Source organism: Caballeronia ptereochthonis (genome assembly GCF_001545075.1).
GTDB lineage: Bacteria > Pseudomonadota > Gammaproteobacteria > Burkholderiales > Burkholderiaceae > Caballeronia > Caballeronia ptereochthonis.
The window spans coordinates 38,833-54,719 of record NZ_FCOB02000027.1; the positions used below are offsets into that span (position 1 = coordinate 38,833).

The following is a 15,887-nucleotide window of genomic DNA, read 5'->3' on the forward strand; positions in this document are numbered from 1 at the left end:
GACCAGGAATCAAAGGGGTATCGCATGAAACTCGGCAAAGCAATCGGCCTTTCAGTCATGCTCGCGGGCGGCGCCTGGGCGCTTGCCGGATGCAGCAGCGCGCCGCCGCTTTTTTCCGCCGATGGACGCCCCACGCAGCAGATCCAGTGCCCCGCCTACGGCGGCTGGAGCAACTGCACGGACAACGCCAAGGCGCTTTGCCCGGGCGGCTACGACGTACTCGGCCAGTCGACCGAAAACAACCAGAACGCGCTGCTCGTCGCCTGCAAGGCGAACTAGCCGCGCGCCGCGGCATCGAAGCGAGCAATTGTCCCGACAAGGAGTAACGATGGCCAACGCCGGCTTCGATTCCGCGCGCCTTGCGCAAACACGCACCGCCATGCAGCGTTTCGTCGATGCGGGCCATATCGCCGGCATCGTCATGCTGACCTGGCGGCACGGCGAAATCGCACAGGCGGATGCACTCGGCTTTCGCGACATCGAAAGCCGCACGCCGATGTCGCGCGACACGCTGTTTCGCATCGCGTCGATGACCAAGCCCGTCACGAGCGTCGCCGCGCTGATGCTGGTCGAGGAAGGTCGCATCGCGCTGGAATCGCCGGTGACGAACTGGCTGCCGGAACTCGCGAAGCTCACGGTGCTGCGCGATCCCGAAGGACCGCTCACGCAGACCGCGCCCGTGACGCAGCCGATCACGCTGCTCGACCTGCTCACGCATCGCGCGGGCTTCGCGTATCACTTCACGGCGGCGGGCGAACTGGCCGCCGCATACGAAAGCGTCTTCAACGGCTTCGACTCGATGGTCGATCCGGCGCGCTGGCTCGAACATGTCGCCGAGCTGCCGCTGATGTACCCGCCGGGCCAGCGCTGGCATTACGGCATTTCCACCGACGTGCTCGGCGCGCTCGTGCAGCGCGTCGCCGACATGCCGCTCGGCGAGTTTTTCCGCACGCGCATCTTCGAGCCGCTCGGCATGAGCGATACGGGTTTTTCGGTTTCATCGGAGCAGGCGGCGCGGCTGTCGACCTCCTATGCCGTGGATGCGAACGGCAAGCGCTCCGCCGAGGATCATCCGTCGACGAGCCGCTGGCTGAATCCGAAGCGCTTTCAAAGCGGCGGGGGCGGCCTGGTCTCGAGCGCCGACGACTATCTGCAGTTCGCGCGCGTGCTGCTCGGCCGCGGCCGTCTGCAAGGCGACGCGGCGGAGCGCGCACGCGGGCCGCGCCTGCTTTCGCACAAGTCGGTCGACCTGATGCGCTCGAACTTTCTCACGCCCGAACAGCGCGCGATTCCCGCGTTCGGCTATCCGATCTGGCGCGCGCAGGGCTTCGGCCTCGGCGTATCGGTCATCGACGATCCCGCGCAGCAACTGCCCGCCGGTTATCGCTCGACGGGCTCGTTCGCGTGGCCCGGCGCGCTCGGCACGAGCTGGTTCGCTGATCCGGTGGAGAACATGATCGGCATCATGCTGATCCAGCGGCGCGCGGCCGAGCCGTTTCCGCTCGCGAAGGAATACGAGCGGCTGATCTACGCCGCCATCGACGATTGACCGGTCAGCCGTGCTGCGTCTCGCGCAGCATCGTGACGTCGTAGCCGAGCGCGCGCGTGCGCTCGATCAGCGAGCGGCGCAACTCCGACGAGGGCTTAGGCTCGCGCGTCAGGATCCATAGATAGCGCCCGCTGGGCTCGCCGACGATGGACCACGAGTAATCGTCGGCGTGATCGAGAATCCAGTAGTCGCCGACGTAGAACGGACCGAAGAACGACACCTTCAGCTTCGTGCCGTTCGATCCCGGAACGATCTTCGCGCGTCCCTCCGCCGACCGGTACGGTCCGCCGAGCCCGCCTTGCCGGTATCCGTTGATGACCGACACGAGCCCGTCCTCCCGACGCGCATAGTTTGCGGTCACCGCTTCGCAGTTACGCTCGAAACGGTTCTCGTAGCGGGCGAATTCGTGCCAATGACCGAGATAACGATCGAGATCGACGGCTTTCGACGGTTCCGGAACATGCTCGTTGCCCGGCTTGCGCGCCCCGTTCGATACCCAGGCGACGAGCGTGCCGATTCCGCCGATCGCCACCAGCGCCGCGGCGCCCCAGGCCCAGAATCTTTTGATTTTCATGTCGCGCGAATGCGTGAGAGTGTACGAAGGCTGAGCGTGCAGCAAGCTTCGTTCCGTCGGAGGCGGGTCCCGAACTCTCTCACCTTCGAGCTGCCGCGACGGTGCGGGCGTGACTTCCTCCGGCAGCGCGGAAGGGCGCAAGTGCTTGTCGGCATTGGGTTTTGCTTTGGGCGCACGCGGCGGCTGCCGCATCGCTCAATGCAATTGCCGTGACTTTCGTCGGGCTCCCGTATCGCCTCACCTTGAGTCGCGCAGCGGGGATCTTCGTTCGTTGATGGTCGGCGGCAGCGCCGGCCGTCATGCGTTGGCCGCGTACCGGCGCCGCCGGACTGCCGGAATCGAATGCTTTATGGAACAAGGGCTTGCATCATTCCCTTAAACACGGAACTGAGATGGCGGAATACTTCGTGATCCATAAGGTCCGTCCAACAGTGAGTCGCAAGCGTGTCGGCCGGCTCACCGTCGCACGCATCCCGAATCGCCTCACCTTTTCGGCAAGGAGTAGCCTCTCGCCCTTTCCTCTCACGCTCGACGCTGTTTCCTCATGCCTTCGCCGGTTTCCCCGTCCGTCGCAATTTCCTCGCTGCTCACTCCGCTCTTCAGATCATCCTGCCGGTCTTCGGTCTCATCTTCGCGGGCTATGCGTGCCGCAAGCTGAACAAGCTGGGACCGGCCGCCGCGTCGGAGCTCAATCGTTTCGTCGTGTATCTCGCGCTGCCCGCGCTGCTCTTCGACATCATGGCAAAGACGCCCTGGAGCATGCTCGATCAGCCCGCGTTCCAAACCGAAAAGCGCATTGCCGCGACGCTCGGGCACGTGGCGAAGTCGCTCGCGAAGAGTCCGTGCTGGTTGCGCTCGGGTTGTTTCCCGGCGCAAAGGGCGAAGCGGGCGACGGGCGCGCTCGTGAGCCTCAAGCTTCTCGCACAGCCGCGGCTGACGTGGTGGCTCGCGTTTCATCTGTTCGGCCTGCCGCCGCTGTGCTCTGAGCGCCGCGGAGATCGCGCGCAAAAAAACGCCCGGCGCGGGAGCGTCGGGCGAAACCACCTTCTGTTCGACGGTGGAGGAGGGATGGCTCAGACGGCGTCCTCTGAATCTTTCTGAAACCGGTGCTTAGCGCACGTTGCCGGCGTCGCGCGCGTCCGCGCGAAGTTGCGCGTGCCGTTCCTGATACGGGCGCAGTTGCGGATAGCTCAACGCATTCACCGCATCGAGATCGCCCGCGCGACGGGCGCTCGCGAGTTCCGCCTTGACTTCCGCGCGGGTCTTGCCGCCATACGTCGATTGCGCGAATGCGGGCGCGGTAGCGAGAAGCGCCGACAGAACCAGACCGCCGATCAGTGTGTTCTTCATTTGGAAACCTCCTGGATGCGTCTTGCGTCGGGGTGACGCTTGGGAAAAGTCTAGGAGGAAAGCTATTGGACAAAAATACCGATTGAACCAACACATTGTTGTCGAGAGTGGTTGAATGCTGGCCCACGATTCGCAGGCGATGCCCGATTCAAAGCTGCGGATTGTTACCGGATCGGTAAGAGCGATTTCCGCTCCGTGCGGTTTTTATGTGAGCCCTTCATAGCTAAAGTTGACTCATCGATCGAACGCGATCGGACAAATGAATCGATCTGGAGGTGTCACATGAAGCGCATTCTTACCGTATTGGTTGCATCGCTCGCCCTGTTCGCCGCCGCTGGCGCGGCTCAGGCGGCCGATTCGCAGCCTTCGACCTGCCAAGGTCCGGCTTCGCAATGCAACGTGTTCTTCGGTCAGTAAGCAGGGGGTTTTCGCCGAAAAACGGTGCAGGAGGCGCTCTTTATGGGCGCCTCGTTTCGTTTACGTATCAAAAACTAAACAGCGAAGCGCTTACCCCGACTTATCCACACTTTCTGTGGATAACGGTGGGGATAGTCGGTCTTGAACCGCGCCGCGACGCGGCAGGAGCTGGATTGCTCAATTCTTCGCAAGAATAGTCCGCGATGATACCGCGGAGATCGAAGACGACTCTCCGGCGTTGTGTCTATCATGTGCACGCGCGCCTTCCTGCTGGCGGCGTAACCGGACCGGGTTCATCGTCCGGGTCATCCACCTTTTCATCCTCTAACCGGGAGATGTCATGGCCTTGAAGATCGCGGTGGTCGTCGGAAGCCTGCGACGAGATTCGTTCAACAAGCAGCTCGCGCACGCGCTGGTTTCGCTCGCGCCGAGCGATTTTTCCTTCGACTTTCTCGACATCGGCAGCCTGCCGCTCTATAGCCAGGATTACGACAGCGATTTTCCCGAGTCCGCGCGTGCGTTCAAGCAGAAGATCGCGGACGCGAACGGCTTGCTGATCGTGACGCCGGAATACAACCGCTCGATTCCCGGCGTGCTGAAAAACGCGCTCGACTGGGGCTCGCGGCCGTGGGGGAAGAGCGCGTGGGGCGGCAAGCCGGGCGCGATCATCGGCACGTCGGTCGGCGCGATCGGCACGGCGATCGCGCAGTCGCATCTGCGCGGCGTGTGCGCGTATCTCGACATCATGCTGATGAACCACCCCGAGATGTACATCAAGCACGACGAGAAGCGCATCGACGCGAACGGCCACATCCTGACCGAGGACACGCGCAAGTATCTGCAGACTTTCATGGACAGGTACGCGGCGTGGGTGCGCGATCGGGCCGTGTGATCCGGCTTCCTTGCCGATAAAAAATCGGCCCGCTCGCGCGGGCCGATCGCTGTCAGCGGCGTATCGCACTGCCGGTCACACGTGATGATGCCCCGTCACGCGATCCCAGCCATGCCGGATCGCCGCCTTGAAGCGCTCCCAGGTATCGCCTTCCGGGTGCCTGGCTTCCCAGTCGCGCCGCATCTCGTATTCCATCTGATCATCCCATGCGCGGCTGCGGAAGCGGTCGTCGTTGCCGAGCATCGCGCCGTATCGATACGCGCCCTGATAGTCCTCGTACGGCGCGCCCGTCGCCGAATACTTCGATTCGTAGTCGGTGCGGAAGTCTTCCTCGTACTCCATGTACTCGTTCGGCACGGTTTGCGGACCGGTGGCGCCGGCTGGCCCCGCCGCCTGCGTTCCGGCCGAAGCGGTCACCGATCCCGCCGTGCCTGATTGATAGGGCGCGGCCGGTTCGTCGAGCGGGCTGAGCGGCTCGACGGAGCGCCACTCGGACGCCGTGTCCGTGCGCGCGCCCGGCAGCGGCTCGCGTTGCTGTGCCGGTTCGTTCATGGCGGCGCGTTCGGGCGGGACGGCGCCCGTCGTGCGCAGCGGATCGAGGCCCGCCAGCGCGTCGCGCTCGGAGAGCGATTCGCCCGCGAGTTCGGTGCGCGCGGCCAGCGGATCGGCCGGCGTGCCGGCGAGCGGATCGATGCCCGTCGTCGCGCCCGGGTCGCGGCCCGTCACCGGATCGCGTCCGGAGAGCGGATCGCGGGCCGCGCGCTCGGTTTCGCCCCCCATCGACTGCGATTGCGATTGTGACTGCATGCTGCGTCCGAGCAATGGATCATCGGCGGGGTCGCTGATGTAATCGCGCGGCGTCAGCGAGGCGGCATCGTGGCGCATCAGCGGGTCGTCCAGCGGCTCGGCCGCCGGGTCGCCGACATCGGCGCGCGGATAGGCCCGGGCACGCGGTGAAGTCACGTTCGGGGCGTTCACGGGCTCGCGGCCCGGCACGCCGCTGCCGCGCCCGAGCCCCAGTTCGTCCAGCACCGAATGATCGCGGTCGTCCTCGGCCGCCGCGGGCATCGCCGGGCTGCCATGCTCGAGCGCCGTCCAGCTGGCGGCGCGCTCGTCGATGTCGATCGCGCCCTTGTCGGTCAGCGTCGCGCGTGCGATGTCGGCCTGCTCGGCGCTCGGCGTATCCACCGCGACGAGCACCGCGCCGCGCCGCACGGCCTCCGAGTAGTGCGCGACTTCCGGCGGCTGATCGCGTCCGCCGAACAGCATGCTGAAGAAGCGCTCGATGCTGGCGAGCATGCCGGGCTGCGGATGCGTCTCGGCGTCGGGCATGTCCGAGGGTGCGGCAGCGTCGTCGCGCTTGGGATTGGCCTGGAGCTCGATGTCGGCGCGTGGGAAGCCCGCGGAGATCAGGGCCGCGCGCGCGTCCTCGGCTTGTGCATAAGTGTCGAATACTCCGATGACGGTGTGTCGCATTTGCGCCTCCTGCGGGTGGGCGTCATTCCGGGATCGGCAACGAAAAGGTCGCCGCACATGCTTTCGATCACGCAACTCGCGTGCCGGATGCGCGCGGGCCGTTGCGGATCGAAAAGGCAGGCAGGCGGGCGGCGCTTTTACAAAAGCGCGTGCAAAAGTCGGCAGCGCAGGGCTATCGGTCGGCGGAGCGCGCGGCGCGTTCGTCGGGCGCCGTGGCGTTCGCATCCTGCACGCGTTCGCGGATCGCGCGCAGCAGCGAATCGAGCAGCGCGATATCGAACGGCTTCGACAGCACGCGCGCGCCGACTTGCCGCGCGCGGTCGAGCTCCTCCGCGTAGCCGGTGACGAGGATCACCGGGATGCGCGGCTCGAAGCGCTGCAGCATCTCGGCCAGATCGATGCCGTTCAACTGCCCCGGCATATGGATGTCCGAGAGCACGACATCGAAGGGGAAATCGGCCGGGGCGCCCGCGCGCGCCGCCTCGAGCAGGGTGACGGCGGTATCGGCGTTGAAGGCATAGGTGACCTGGTGGCCCATCATCGTGAGGAGCGCCTCGGTGCCCGCGGCGACTTCCTCGTTGTCCTCCACGAGCAGCACGCGCAGGCCTTCGGCTTCCTTCCCCGCGGTGTGTTCTTCCCTGACCACCGCGCCCGGCGTACCCGCTGCCGCCGCGCGCGGCAGATACAGGCGCACGGCGGTGCCCGCGCCGATCGCGCTGTCGATGGTCGCAAGGCCGCCCGCGCGCTCGCAGAACGCAAACACCTGCGGCAGGCCGAGGCCCGTGCCCATGCCCTTCGGCTTGGTGGTGAAGAGCGGCTCGAACGCGCGGCCGAGGATTTCCGAATTCATGCCGAAGCCGGTGTCTTCCAGCGAGATCTGCACGAAATCGCCGGTGATCGGAAAGCCGTCCTCGTGACGGAAGCGCACGTTGTCGGCGCGCACGGTGAAGGTGCCGCCGTTGGGCATCGCGTCGCGCGCGTTCACCGCGACGTTGATGAGCGCGAGCTCCAGTTCCGCCGGATCGACGCGGATCGTCCACACGTCCGGCGCGACCTCGACGTTCAGCGCGACTTTCGCCCCGAGCGACGCGCGCAGCAGTTCGCGCCCGGCCGGCACCCATTTGCCGATGGCAATCGTCTCGCTGCGCAACGGCTGCTTGCGCGCGACGCCGAGCAGCTGCCGAGTGAGCGACTGGCCGCTCTTCAAGGCGCGCTCCATCGCCGAGAGCTCGCGGTCGAGTCCGGGCGCGCCGCGCCGCCGGGCGATCTGCACGTTGGTCGAGACGATCATCAGGAGATTGTTGAAGTCGTGCGCGACGCTGCCGACCAGATTGCCGAGCGCTTCCATCTTGCGCGCCTGGCGGTAGGCGGATTCGATCGAGCGGCGCATCGACGCTTCCGCCTGCCAGCGTTCCCACGCTTCTTCCTCGGTCGCGAGGCGCCGCAGCGATTGGCCGATTACGCCCCACAGCACGATGCACGGTGCGAAGATGGACAGCGCGAGCACGCTCAGATGCTCGTACCAGGCGGACCAGATCGTCGCGATCGGATAGCCGCTCGAGACGTAGATCGGGTACGTGCCGACGCGGCGAAACGCGACGATCTTCACCTGATCGTCCAGTCCCGACACCATCTTCACGACCCCGCTCCTGCGGCCCGCGCGATACATGTCGCGCAGCGGCGAGCTGGCCGCGAGCGACATGCGCCCGGGCGGACGCGGCGGATACCACGCGAGCACTTCGCCGTCCTCGCGCGAGAGGCCGAGCGAGACGCTCGGGTTGTCGCCGATCAGTTCGCGGTAGAAATCGGCGAAATACGACGGGCGCAGCGCGATCGACACCATGCCGTCGAACTTGCCCGCGGGCGTGCGCCGCGCGACCGCCGTGTTGAAGACCTGGTCGCCCGCGACGCGGCTGGTCATCACGCGCGAAATCTGCTCCATCTGCCGGCCCGCGCGCATGCCGCCGAAGTCCTCGCGGTTCGCAACGGAGACATCGGGCGTCGGATACGTGCGGCTCGTCGCGAGCAGCCTGCCGTCGGGGCCGAACACCGACGCCGCCGCGACCTGCTGATAGGTGCCGCTGATCGTCTTGAGGCGCTGGTGGATGACGGCGCCGTCGCGGCGGATCGCGTCGGCGTCGAGACCGTCGAGCAGATCGACGATGCGCTCGTTGAGCGTGACGTTCAGATCGAAGACCTTGAGCGCATGCTCCTCCGCGACGCGGGCATTGCGGGCGACCAGATCGGAGGCGTCGGCGACGCGGGCGTGATAGTCGGTCCAGGCGATGACCGCCACATAGACGCACGGCAGCACGATCGCGGCGACCAGCAGCGCGTAGAGCGTCATGCGCTGCGCCGCGAAGTTGCGCTCGGGAACCACCGGGAAGGGCGGTTCTTCCTGCCGCAGTTCCGCCACAGGCTCGGCGTCGGACTCCTCACGTTGCAGCGTCATTTTTGGCAGCGAATTGGAAAACTTTACTCGGGCGAAACGGCCCGTCCATGCCGGCGCGGGGGCGGATGCCGTTCATCGAGTTCGAGCGATGCAACCACACCAAGGACGCACGAAACATGCCGATCGGCCGGGCACGCCGGGTTTGGCTGTCGAATAAAACCTCGGGCGCGCCGCACAGTTAGCGAGATTATCGGAAGCGCAAACGTACACAAAAGTATGAAAACGTATCACATCATGTTTGTAAGAGTAAGAATATCCCGTTTTTTACATTATTTCGATGGATCAATTCGCGCTTGGCGTTCTGACGAGTTGCTTTGACATTCTGTTAGTCAGACAATGCAATCCTCCGACGTATACGCCGCCAGAGCGTGCGTCGCAGACGAAAGCAGCCTCGCGGCGCGTACCGGGGAAACAGTCAGCTCGAGCGGCGCAAGCCGGCGAGCCGCGCGACCAGGCGAGGAGAAAAAGGCCAAGGTCCGTACACCGTCCGGATCATGCACGGGGCAGGCAACATGACGCCGTTCGAGACCCAGTCCGCAATGTGTGCGATGCGAATGCCCACCGCGCCGCGCCCGCCCGCCCGCCCGCCGCATGGCGCGCCTACGCCCACATGCGCCGCGCATGGCTCGTCGCCGACGAATTGCACGGCCGACAGCGCCCGCAGTCCCGCCGTGCGAAAGGCCGGCCCCCGGTTCATCCGTGACACTCGCCGTAAAGTTCGCTGCCGGAACGCCGTAATCAAATGCGAGAGCATGCCGTGTGCGCTGACATGACTGTCCTCAGCCCGAAAACCGCTTAACGATTTCGCCGACCATGCCGTTGCCGATTGTCATTGCCGATGATTCCCTGCTCGCACGCAAGGTGCTGACGCGCGCGCTGCCCAAGGACTGGGACGTCGAGATTTCCTACGCGACCAATGGGCGGGAGGCGCTGGAGCACTATCGGGCGGGCCGCGCCTCGGTGATGTTCCTCGATCTGACGATGCCCGACATGACCGGCTATCAGGTGCTCGACGCCTTGCAGCACGAGGATCTGAACACTTTCGTGATCGTCGTGTCCGCGGACGTGCAGCCGATGGCCCAGGAGCGGGTGCGCGCGCTCGGCGCGATGGCGTTCCTGCCGAAGCCGGTGACGCCCGAAGCGCTGCGTCCCGTTTTGAAGGAGTACGGTCTCCATGGTTGAAGCCGCCTTGAACGAAGACCAGCGCGATGCGCTCCAGGAAGTCGCCAACATGGCGATGGGGCAGGCCGCGACGCGCCTCTCGAAGCTGCTCGGCACGTTCATCGAGCTGTCGGTGCCGCGCGTGCGCGTGGTGAGCGTGGCCGACGCGTCCGCCGCGTTGCGCGAGATGACCGGCATCACCGATACCGTCACGGCCGTGCGCCAGGGCTTTCGCTCGGACATCAAGGGCGAGGCGATCGTGCTGTGCAAGAGCGGCAGCGTCGATCAGCTGTGCGCGCTCGTCGACGATCCGTACACCAAATCCACCTACGAGGCGACGACGCGCACCGAGCTCGTCTTCGACGTCGCCACCGTGCTGATGGGCGCGTGCGTGTCGTGCATACTCGACCGCCTCGGCCGCTCGCCGATCTTCTCGCCGCCGGGCATGCTCGGCTCGGACATCGGCCTCGACGAGGTCTTCCAGCCCGCCATGCTCGCGTGGAAGACGGCGCTCCTGCTCGAAGTGAATTTCGCGCTGGAGGACCACAGCTTCCGGGCTCATCTCGTGATGCTGATGGCGGAGGATGCCATCGCGCATCTGAACGAGGCGCTCGACGCGCTTCTCTCGAGTCTCTGAGCGGGATGCGATCGTGAGCATGGACGAACTGCGCCACGTGCTGAGCGAACTGGTGATCGAGCGCGTGGGCTTCGGCATCTTCGTGCTCGACCGCGACCTGAACGTGCTGATGTGGAACCGTTTCATGGCGGACCACAGCGGCAGGACGGCCGAGCAGGTGATCGGCAAGTCCATTTTTTCGAGCTTTCCCGAACTGCCGCGCGTATGGTTCACGCGCAAGGTCGAAAGCGTCTTCCAGCTCGGCAGCTTCACTTTCAGCTCGTGGGAGCAGCGGCCGTATCTCTTCAAGTTCGACCATGACCGGCCAATCACCGGCGGCGTGGACTTCATGCAGCAGGACTGCACCTTCATGCCGCTCACGCACGAGCGCGAGGTGCGCGCGGTCTGCGTGACGATTTCCGACGTGACGCACGCGAGCATGATGCAGCGTGCCCGCGACGAAGCCGTGGCGAAGCTGCAGGAATTCGCCGATCGCGACGGCCTGACCGGCATTGCGAACCGGCGCTATTTCGAGTTGCGCCTGCGCGACGAGTTCTCGCGCTGGCAGCGCTACGGCGGCGAACTGTCGATGCTGCTGTTCGATCTCGACCACTTCAAGCGCATCAACGACGACCTGGGCCATCTCGTCGGCGACACCGTGCTGCGCGTGATGGCCGAGCGCGTCGCGAGGAGCGTGCGCGTGCAGGACGTGTTCGGACGCTTCGGCGGCGAGGAATTCGCGCTGCTTCTGCCGTGTACGACTTTCGACGACGCGATGGTCGTCGCGGAGAAGGTGCGTCGCGCAATCGGCGAGACGCCCTTCGACGTGCAGGGCGCGCGCGTGCCGGTCACCGCGAGCGTCGGCGCGGCGCGTGCCCGGACCGGCGTCACCTCGTCGTATGAGGCGCTCATCAACGAGGCCGATGCGGCGCTTTACACGGCCAAGCGCGAAGGGCGGAATCGGGCAGTCGGGTTCGCCTGAGCCTGCCCGGCCCGCCTCCCGCATCGGCCGCTGTGCCTTGCACGGCGCGGCTCGGGCGCAATCGGGCAAAGTATTGATATACTCTTTGCCGCTTCCGGCGCAGTCGCAGCCGGCTCGCGCCGGCTTCCTCCTTCGATCGGCCCCGAGTATCACGCAAGCGCCAGGGTGTTCCGCGCGCATCGGGTCGCTTCGAAACCGTCGCCTGATCTCTTAATTTTTGCCCGTGGGGGCGCCACAGCGGAGTCCGTCTTGGCCGTTTCCAACATCATCGCTGACGATCCTGCTCCCGACGCCGCGAAAACGTCGTCGGGAAGCTCGTTCTATCTCGCGATGCGCATCCTTCCCGCCGCCCAGCGGGACGCGATGTACCAGATTTACGCGTTCTGTCGCGCGGTCGACGACATCGCCGACGAAGGCACCCTGCCGCGCCGCGAGCGCGCGCTCGCGCTCGACCGCTGGCGCGAGGACATCGACGCGTGCTATGCCGGCACGCCGAAGAAATCGCTCGAGGCGCTCACGCACTACATCCAGGCTTTCCAGCTTTCCCGCGACGACTTCCAGGCCGTGATCGACGGCATGGCGATGGACGCCGCCGGCGATATCGTCGCGCCCGACGAAGCCACGCTCGATCTCTATTGCGATCGCGTGGCGAGCGCGGTGGGCCGGCTGTCGGTGAGGATTTTCGGGATGCACGAGGACGCCGGGCGGCGTCTCGCGCACCATCTCGGGCGCGCGCTGCAACTGACCAACGTCCTGCGCGACATCGACGAAGACGCGGAGATCGGCCGCGTGTATCTGCCGCGCGAGCTGCTCGCGCGCGAAGGCATCTCGACGACCGACCCGGCGAGCATCGTCGGCGATGCGCGGCTGCCGCGCGTCTGTGCCGTACTGGCCGAGCGCGCGAAAGGCCACTACGCCCAGTCCGACGCGATCATGGCGGCGTCGCCGCGTTCGCAGGTGCGCGCCCCGCGCATCATGTCGGCGGCATATCGCACCGTGCTCGACGCCAATCTGAAACGCGGCTTCGACCTGCCGCGCACGCGCGTGCGCACGCCGCGTTCGCGCCTGCTGTGGATCGTGGCGCGTAACCTGATCTGATGTCCCGGCGGGTCTTCGTCGTCGGCGCGGGCATGGCCGGCCTCGCGGCCGCGGTGCAGGCGCAGCGGCGCGGCGCGCGCGTCGTGCTTCACGAGGCGGCGGCTCACGCGGGCGGCCGCTGCCGCTCCTACTTCGATTCCAAACTCGGCATCACCATCGATAACGGCAATCATCTGCTGCTATCGGGCAATCAATCGACGATGTCATATCTGCGCGCGATCGGCGCGGCGGATACGCTGACCGGCCCGACGCAGGCCGAGTATCCGTTCTTCGATGTGGCGAGCGGCGACGCGTGGACGATCCGCATGTCGCCGGGACGATTGCCGCGCTGGATCTTCGACGCCGATGCGCGCGTGCCCGGCACGCGGCCCGCCGATTATCTGTCGTTCCTGCCGCTCTTCTGGGCGAGGCCGGGCCGCACGGTGGAGGAATCGGTGCGGCGCAAGGATCGCGTCTGGAGCCTGCTCGTGCGCCCGCTTCTGCGCGCGATGCTCAACGCCGATCCGTCCGAGGCGAGCGCGGAGCTCGCCGGCAGCCTGCTGCGCGAGACGGTCGCGGCGGGCGGTCAGGCGTGCCGTCCGCTCCTCGCGAAAAGCGGGCTGTCGCACTCGTTCGTCGAGCCCGCGCTGCGTCTTCTGCAATACGGCGGCGCGGACATCCGGCTCGGCTCGCGCGTGGCGGGCATCGGCATTTCGGGCACGGATTCGAAGGAGCGTGTAAGCTCGCTGGCTTTCGAGGGCGCGATCGAACCGGTCGCGCTCGGGCCGGACGACGGCGTGGTGCTCGCCGTGCCGCCGGATGCGGCGCGCCGCCTGATGCCGGATCTGAGCGCGCCGGATGAAACGCGCGCAATCGTTACCGTGCATTTCGCCGTGGACGCGCCGCCCGCTTCGGCGCCGCTGACGTGCCTCCTCAACGGCATGCCGGACCGGATTTTCGCGGCCGACGGGCGCTTGTCGGTCACGCTCGCGAGCGCCGGCCGATGGCTCGCGACGCCGCACGAAGCGCTCGCGCAGGCGGTGTGGCGGGAAACGGCGCAGGCGATGCGCATGCCCGCCGTGCCGACGCCGCCCTGGCAGGTCGTCGCCGAGGAGCACGCGACGTTTGCCGCCGTGCCCGCGCAGGAAGGCTTGCGGGCCGCCACGCGCACGCGCTGGCCCAATTTCACGCTCGCGGGCGACTGGACGGCGACCGGCCTGCCCGCGACGATCGAAGGCGCGATCCGCTCCGGCCAGAAGGCCGCGGACACGCTGTTGAACCCATCGATGGAACGCTGATGAACGATTTATCCCTGGCCGTGGGCGCGCAGGTATCCGCCGCCGCGCTCGATACCGCAGTCAACCTGGCTACCGATGCGCTGCTCGCGGCGCAGCACCCCGAAGGCTACTGGCTTTACGAACTCGAAGCCGACGCAACCATTCCGGCTGAATACGTGCTGCTCGTCCACTATCTCGGCGAAACGGCCGACGAGAAGCTCGAAGCGAAGATCGGCCGCTATTTGCGGCGCATCCAGCGCGAGGACGGCGGCTGGCCGCTCTTCACCGGCGGCGCGATGGACGTTTCCGCGACCGTGAAGGCGTACTTCGCGCTGAAGATGATCGGCGACTCGCCCGATGCCGAGCATATGCAGCGTGCCCGCCGCGCGATTCTCGCCGCGGGCGGCGCGGAGAAGGTGAACGTGTTCACGCGCATCCTGCTTGCGCTTTTCGGCGTGGTGTCGTGGCGCGCGGTGCCGATGATGCCCGTCGAGATCATGCGCCTGCCGATGTGGTTCCCGTTCCATCTGTCGAAGGTGTCGTACTGGGCGCGCACGGTGATCGTGCCGATGCTCGTGCTCAACGCGAAGCGCCCGAAGGCGCGCAATCCGCGCGGCGTGCGCATCGACGAAGTGTTCACGAATCCGCCGGTCAATACCGGCATGCCGGAGCGCGCGGGGCATCAGAGCCGCGGCTGGTTCGCGTTCTTCCGCGTGGTGGATGCCGTGCTGCGCGTGGCCGACCCGCTTCTGCCGAAAGCCGGCCGCGAGCGCGCGATCGAGGCGGCGGTGCGCTTCGTCGACGAGCGGCTGAACGGCGAGGACGGACTCGGCGCGATTTTCCCGGCGATGGCCAACTCCGTCATGATGTACGACGTGCTTGGGTTTCCGCCCGAGCATCCGAACCGCGCGATCGCGCGCAAGTCGCTCGACAAGCTCCTCGTCATCGACGAAGCCGACGACGGCGAAGCCTATTGCCAACCCTGCCTGTCGCCGGTGTGGGATACCTCGCTCGCCTCGCACGCGCTGCTCGAGACCGGCATGCCGAAGGCGCGCGCGGCGGTTGCGCGCGGCCTCGAATGGCTGCTTCCGCTGCAGATTCTCGACGTGCGCGGTGACTGGATCTCGCGCCGCCCGAACGTGCGGCCGGGCGGCTGGGCATTCCAGTTCGCGAACCCGCATTATCCCGACGTCGACGACACGGCCGTCGTCGCCATGGCGATGGAGCGCGCCGATCGCGAGAACGGCACCGCGATGTACGGCGAGTCGATCGCGCGGGCGCGCGAATGGGTCGTCGGGATGCAGAGCAGCGACGGCGGCTGGGGCGCGTTCGAGCCCGAGAACACGCAGTACTACCTGAACAACATCCCATTCTCGGACCATGGCGCGCTGCTCGATCCGCCGACCGTCGATGTCTCCGCGCGCTGCCTGTCGATGCTCGCGCAGCTTGGCGAAACGTCCGTGAACAGCGAGCCCGCGCGCCGCGCGTTCGACTACATCGTGAAGGGGCAGGAGCGCGACGGCAGCTGGTACGGCCGCTGGGGACTGAACTACATCTACGGCACCTGGTCGGCGATGTGCGCGCTCAACGCCGCCGGCGTCGCGCCGACGGATCCGCGCATGAAGCGCGCCGCCGACTGGCTCGTCGGCATCCAGAACGCGGACGGCGGCTGGGGCGAGGACGGCGAGAGCTACAAGCTCGACTATCGCGGCTACGAGCAGGCGCCGAGCACGTCGTCGCAGACCGCGTGGGCGTTGCTCGGGCTGATGGCGGCGGGGCTCGTCGAGCATCCGGCGGTCGCGCGCGGCATCGAGTATCTGATGCGCACGCAGCAGGCGCACGGCCTCTGGGACGAGACGCGCTTCACCGCCACGGGCTTTCCGCGCGTCTTCTATCTGCGCTACCACGGCTATCGCAAGTTCTTCCCGCTGTGGGCGCTGGCGCGCTACCGCAATCTGACGCGCGAAGGCCTCACGCGCGTGACGGCGGCGATGTGAACGCCCCCGACGCCCGTTCTGCCCGCGCGCTGCGCAACGCGGCGCCTCGCTCGCCGGTCATCGCCGT

15 protein-coding genes and 1 pseudogene are annotated in these 15,887 nt (G+C 66.6%); 11 read left to right on the forward strand and 5 right to left on the reverse strand.

The annotated features are described in order from the left end of the window. Positions 1-24: 24 nt before the first annotated feature. Together AWB83_RS25685 and AWB83_RS25690 are read left to right on the forward strand one after the other, a co-directional pair. On the forward strand, positions 25-279 hold the full coding sequence (locus AWB83_RS25685) for a hypothetical protein (RefSeq protein ID WP_208636805.1): 255 nt from the start codon (positions 25-27) through the stop codon (positions 277-279). A 49-nt stretch (positions 280-328) separates the two neighbouring features. Further along, positions 329-1,549, forward strand: a complete 1,221-nt coding sequence (locus tag AWB83_RS25690) for a serine hydrolase domain-containing protein (protein ID WP_087048439.1) — start codon at positions 329-331, stop codon at positions 1,547-1,549. A 4-nt stretch (positions 1,550-1,553) separates the two neighbouring features. Here the strand turns inward: AWB83_RS25690 and AWB83_RS25695 are convergent, their stop codons facing one another. After that, positions 1,554-2,123: a lipocalin family protein gene (locus tag AWB83_RS25695; RefSeq protein WP_096059393.1), complete on the reverse strand. Its 570-nt coding sequence runs from the start codon at positions 2,121-2,123 to the stop codon at positions 1,554-1,556. A gap of 534 nt (positions 2,124-2,657) precedes the next feature. Between AWB83_RS25695 and AWB83_RS37350 the strand changes: the two are divergent. Further along, positions 2,658-2,924: pseudogene (locus AWB83_RS37350) on the forward strand (AEC family transporter); the annotation flags it as partial. A gap of 309 nt (positions 2,925-3,233) precedes the next feature. Here the strand turns inward: AWB83_RS37350 and AWB83_RS25705 are convergent. Continuing rightward, complete coding sequence (locus AWB83_RS25705; protein ID WP_087048440.1) at positions 3,234-3,473, reverse strand: DUF4148 domain-containing protein; 240 nt, start codon at positions 3,471-3,473, stop codon at positions 3,234-3,236. 282 nt (positions 3,474-3,755) lie between these two features. Between AWB83_RS25705 and AWB83_RS37560 the strand changes: the two genes are divergently transcribed. Both AWB83_RS37560 and AWB83_RS25710 read left to right on the forward strand, forming a co-directional pair. Continuing rightward, positions 3,756-3,890, forward strand: coding sequence for a hypothetical protein (locus tag AWB83_RS37560; protein ID WP_279629097.1), 135 nt, complete (start codon positions 3,756-3,758; stop codon positions 3,888-3,890). Positions 3,891-4,230: 340 nt separating this feature from the next. Then, entirely contained in the window at positions 4,231-4,782 is a 552-nt protein-coding gene (locus AWB83_RS25710; RefSeq protein ID WP_087048441.1) for an NADPH-dependent FMN reductase, read from the forward strand. Between the two features lie 75 nt (positions 4,783-4,857). On the opposite strand, the gene AWB83_RS25715 is transcribed toward AWB83_RS25710, so the two are convergent. From AWB83_RS25715 to AWB83_RS25725, 3 genes are all read right to left on the reverse strand, one after another. Next, a complete protein-coding gene (locus AWB83_RS25715; protein ID WP_087048442.1) occupies positions 4,858-6,258 on the reverse strand; it encodes a hypothetical protein in 1,401 nt (466 codons plus the stop codon). Positions 6,259-6,430: 172 nt separating this feature from the next. Then, the gene (locus AWB83_RS25720; protein ID WP_087048443.1) at positions 6,431-8,710 is read right to left on the reverse strand and encodes a hybrid sensor histidine kinase/response regulator family protein; all 2,280 of its coding nucleotides are present in this window, start codon (positions 8,708-8,710) and stop codon (positions 6,431-6,433) included. 415 nt (positions 8,711-9,125) lie between these two features. Further along, positions 9,126-9,407, reverse strand: a complete 282-nt coding sequence (locus AWB83_RS25725) for a hypothetical protein (protein ID WP_087048444.1) — start codon at positions 9,405-9,407, stop codon at positions 9,126-9,128. 116 nt (positions 9,408-9,523) lie between these two features. On the opposite strand from AWB83_RS25725, the gene AWB83_RS25730 reads away from it, so the two are divergent. The 6 genes from AWB83_RS25730 (at position 9,524) to shc (ending at position 15,820) form a co-directional block, all read left to right on the forward strand. Beyond that, positions 9,524-9,892, forward strand: a complete 369-nt coding sequence (locus AWB83_RS25730) for a response regulator (RefSeq protein WP_087048445.1) — start codon at positions 9,524-9,526, stop codon at positions 9,890-9,892. Continuing rightward, a complete protein-coding gene (locus tag AWB83_RS25735) occupies positions 9,885-10,508 on the forward strand; it encodes a chemotaxis protein CheC (protein ID WP_087048446.1) in 624 nt (207 codons plus the stop codon). Before AWB83_RS25730 ends, AWB83_RS25735 begins: the two co-directional genes overlap by 8 nt. A 19-nt stretch (positions 10,509-10,527) precedes the next feature. Further along, entirely contained in the window at positions 10,528-11,469 is a 942-nt protein-coding gene (locus AWB83_RS25740; RefSeq protein ID WP_087048447.1) for a sensor domain-containing diguanylate cyclase, read from the forward strand. A 249-nt stretch (positions 11,470-11,718) separates the two neighbouring features. Further along, positions 11,719-12,567 carry a presqualene diphosphate synthase HpnD gene (gene hpnD / locus AWB83_RS25745; RefSeq protein WP_087048448.1) on the forward strand — a complete coding sequence of 283 codons (849 nt, stop codon included), beginning with the start codon at positions 11,719-11,721 and terminating at the stop codon, positions 12,565-12,567. After that, positions 12,567-13,844, forward strand: a complete 1,278-nt coding sequence (hpnE, locus tag AWB83_RS25750; RefSeq protein ID WP_087048449.1) for a hydroxysqualene dehydroxylase HpnE — start codon at positions 12,567-12,569, stop codon at positions 13,842-13,844. The genes hpnD and hpnE overlap by 1 nt, the downstream gene beginning before the upstream one ends. Further along, entirely contained in the window at positions 13,844-15,820 is a 1,977-nt protein-coding gene (gene shc / locus AWB83_RS25755) for a squalene--hopene cyclase (RefSeq protein WP_087048450.1), read from the forward strand. The genes hpnE and shc overlap by 1 nt, the downstream gene beginning before the upstream one ends. Positions 15,821-15,887: the final 67 nt, after the last annotated feature.

Coding starts and splice junctions, on each gene's coding strand:
- AWB83_RS37560 (WP_279629097.1), top strand. CDS start 3,756: ATGAAGCGCATTCTTACCGTATTGGTTGCATCGCTCGCCCTGTTCGCC.
- AWB83_RS25740 (WP_087048447.1), top strand. CDS start 10,528: ATGGACGAACTGCGCCACGTGCTGAGCGAACTGGTGATCGAGCGCGTG.
- AWB83_RS25705 (WP_087048440.1), bottom strand. CDS start 3,473: ATGAAGAACACACTGATCGGCGGTCTGGTTCTGTCGGCGCTTCTCGCT.
- shc (WP_087048450.1), top strand. CDS start 13,844: ATGAACGATTTATCCCTGGCCGTGGGCGCGCAGGTATCCGCCGCCGCG.
- AWB83_RS25730 (WP_087048445.1), top strand. CDS start 9,524: ATGCCGTTGCCGATTGTCATTGCCGATGATTCCCTGCTCGCACGCAAG.
- hpnE (WP_087048449.1), top strand. CDS start 12,567: ATGTCCCGGCGGGTCTTCGTCGTCGGCGCGGGCATGGCCGGCCTCGCG.
- AWB83_RS25715 (WP_087048442.1), bottom strand. CDS start 6,258: ATGCGACACACCGTCATCGGAGTATTCGACACTTATGCACAAGCCGAG.
- AWB83_RS25710 (WP_087048441.1), top strand. CDS start 4,231: ATGGCCTTGAAGATCGCGGTGGTCGTCGGAAGCCTGCGACGAGATTCG.
- AWB83_RS25690 (WP_087048439.1), top strand. CDS start 329: ATGGCCAACGCCGGCTTCGATTCCGCGCGCCTTGCGCAAACACGCACC.
- AWB83_RS25685 (WP_208636805.1), top strand. CDS start 25: ATGAAACTCGGCAAAGCAATCGGCCTTTCAGTCATGCTCGCGGGCGGC.
- AWB83_RS25735 (WP_087048446.1), top strand. CDS start 9,885: ATGGTTGAAGCCGCCTTGAACGAAGACCAGCGCGATGCGCTCCAGGAA.
- AWB83_RS25720 (WP_087048443.1), bottom strand. CDS start 8,710: ATGACGCTGCAACGTGAGGAGTCCGACGCCGAGCCTGTGGCGGAACTG.
- AWB83_RS25725 (WP_087048444.1), bottom strand. CDS start 9,407: ATGAACCGGGGGCCGGCCTTTCGCACGGCGGGACTGCGGGCGCTGTCG.
- AWB83_RS25695 (WP_096059393.1), bottom strand. CDS start 2,123: ATGAAAATCAAAAGATTCTGGGCCTGGGGCGCCGCGGCGCTGGTGGCG.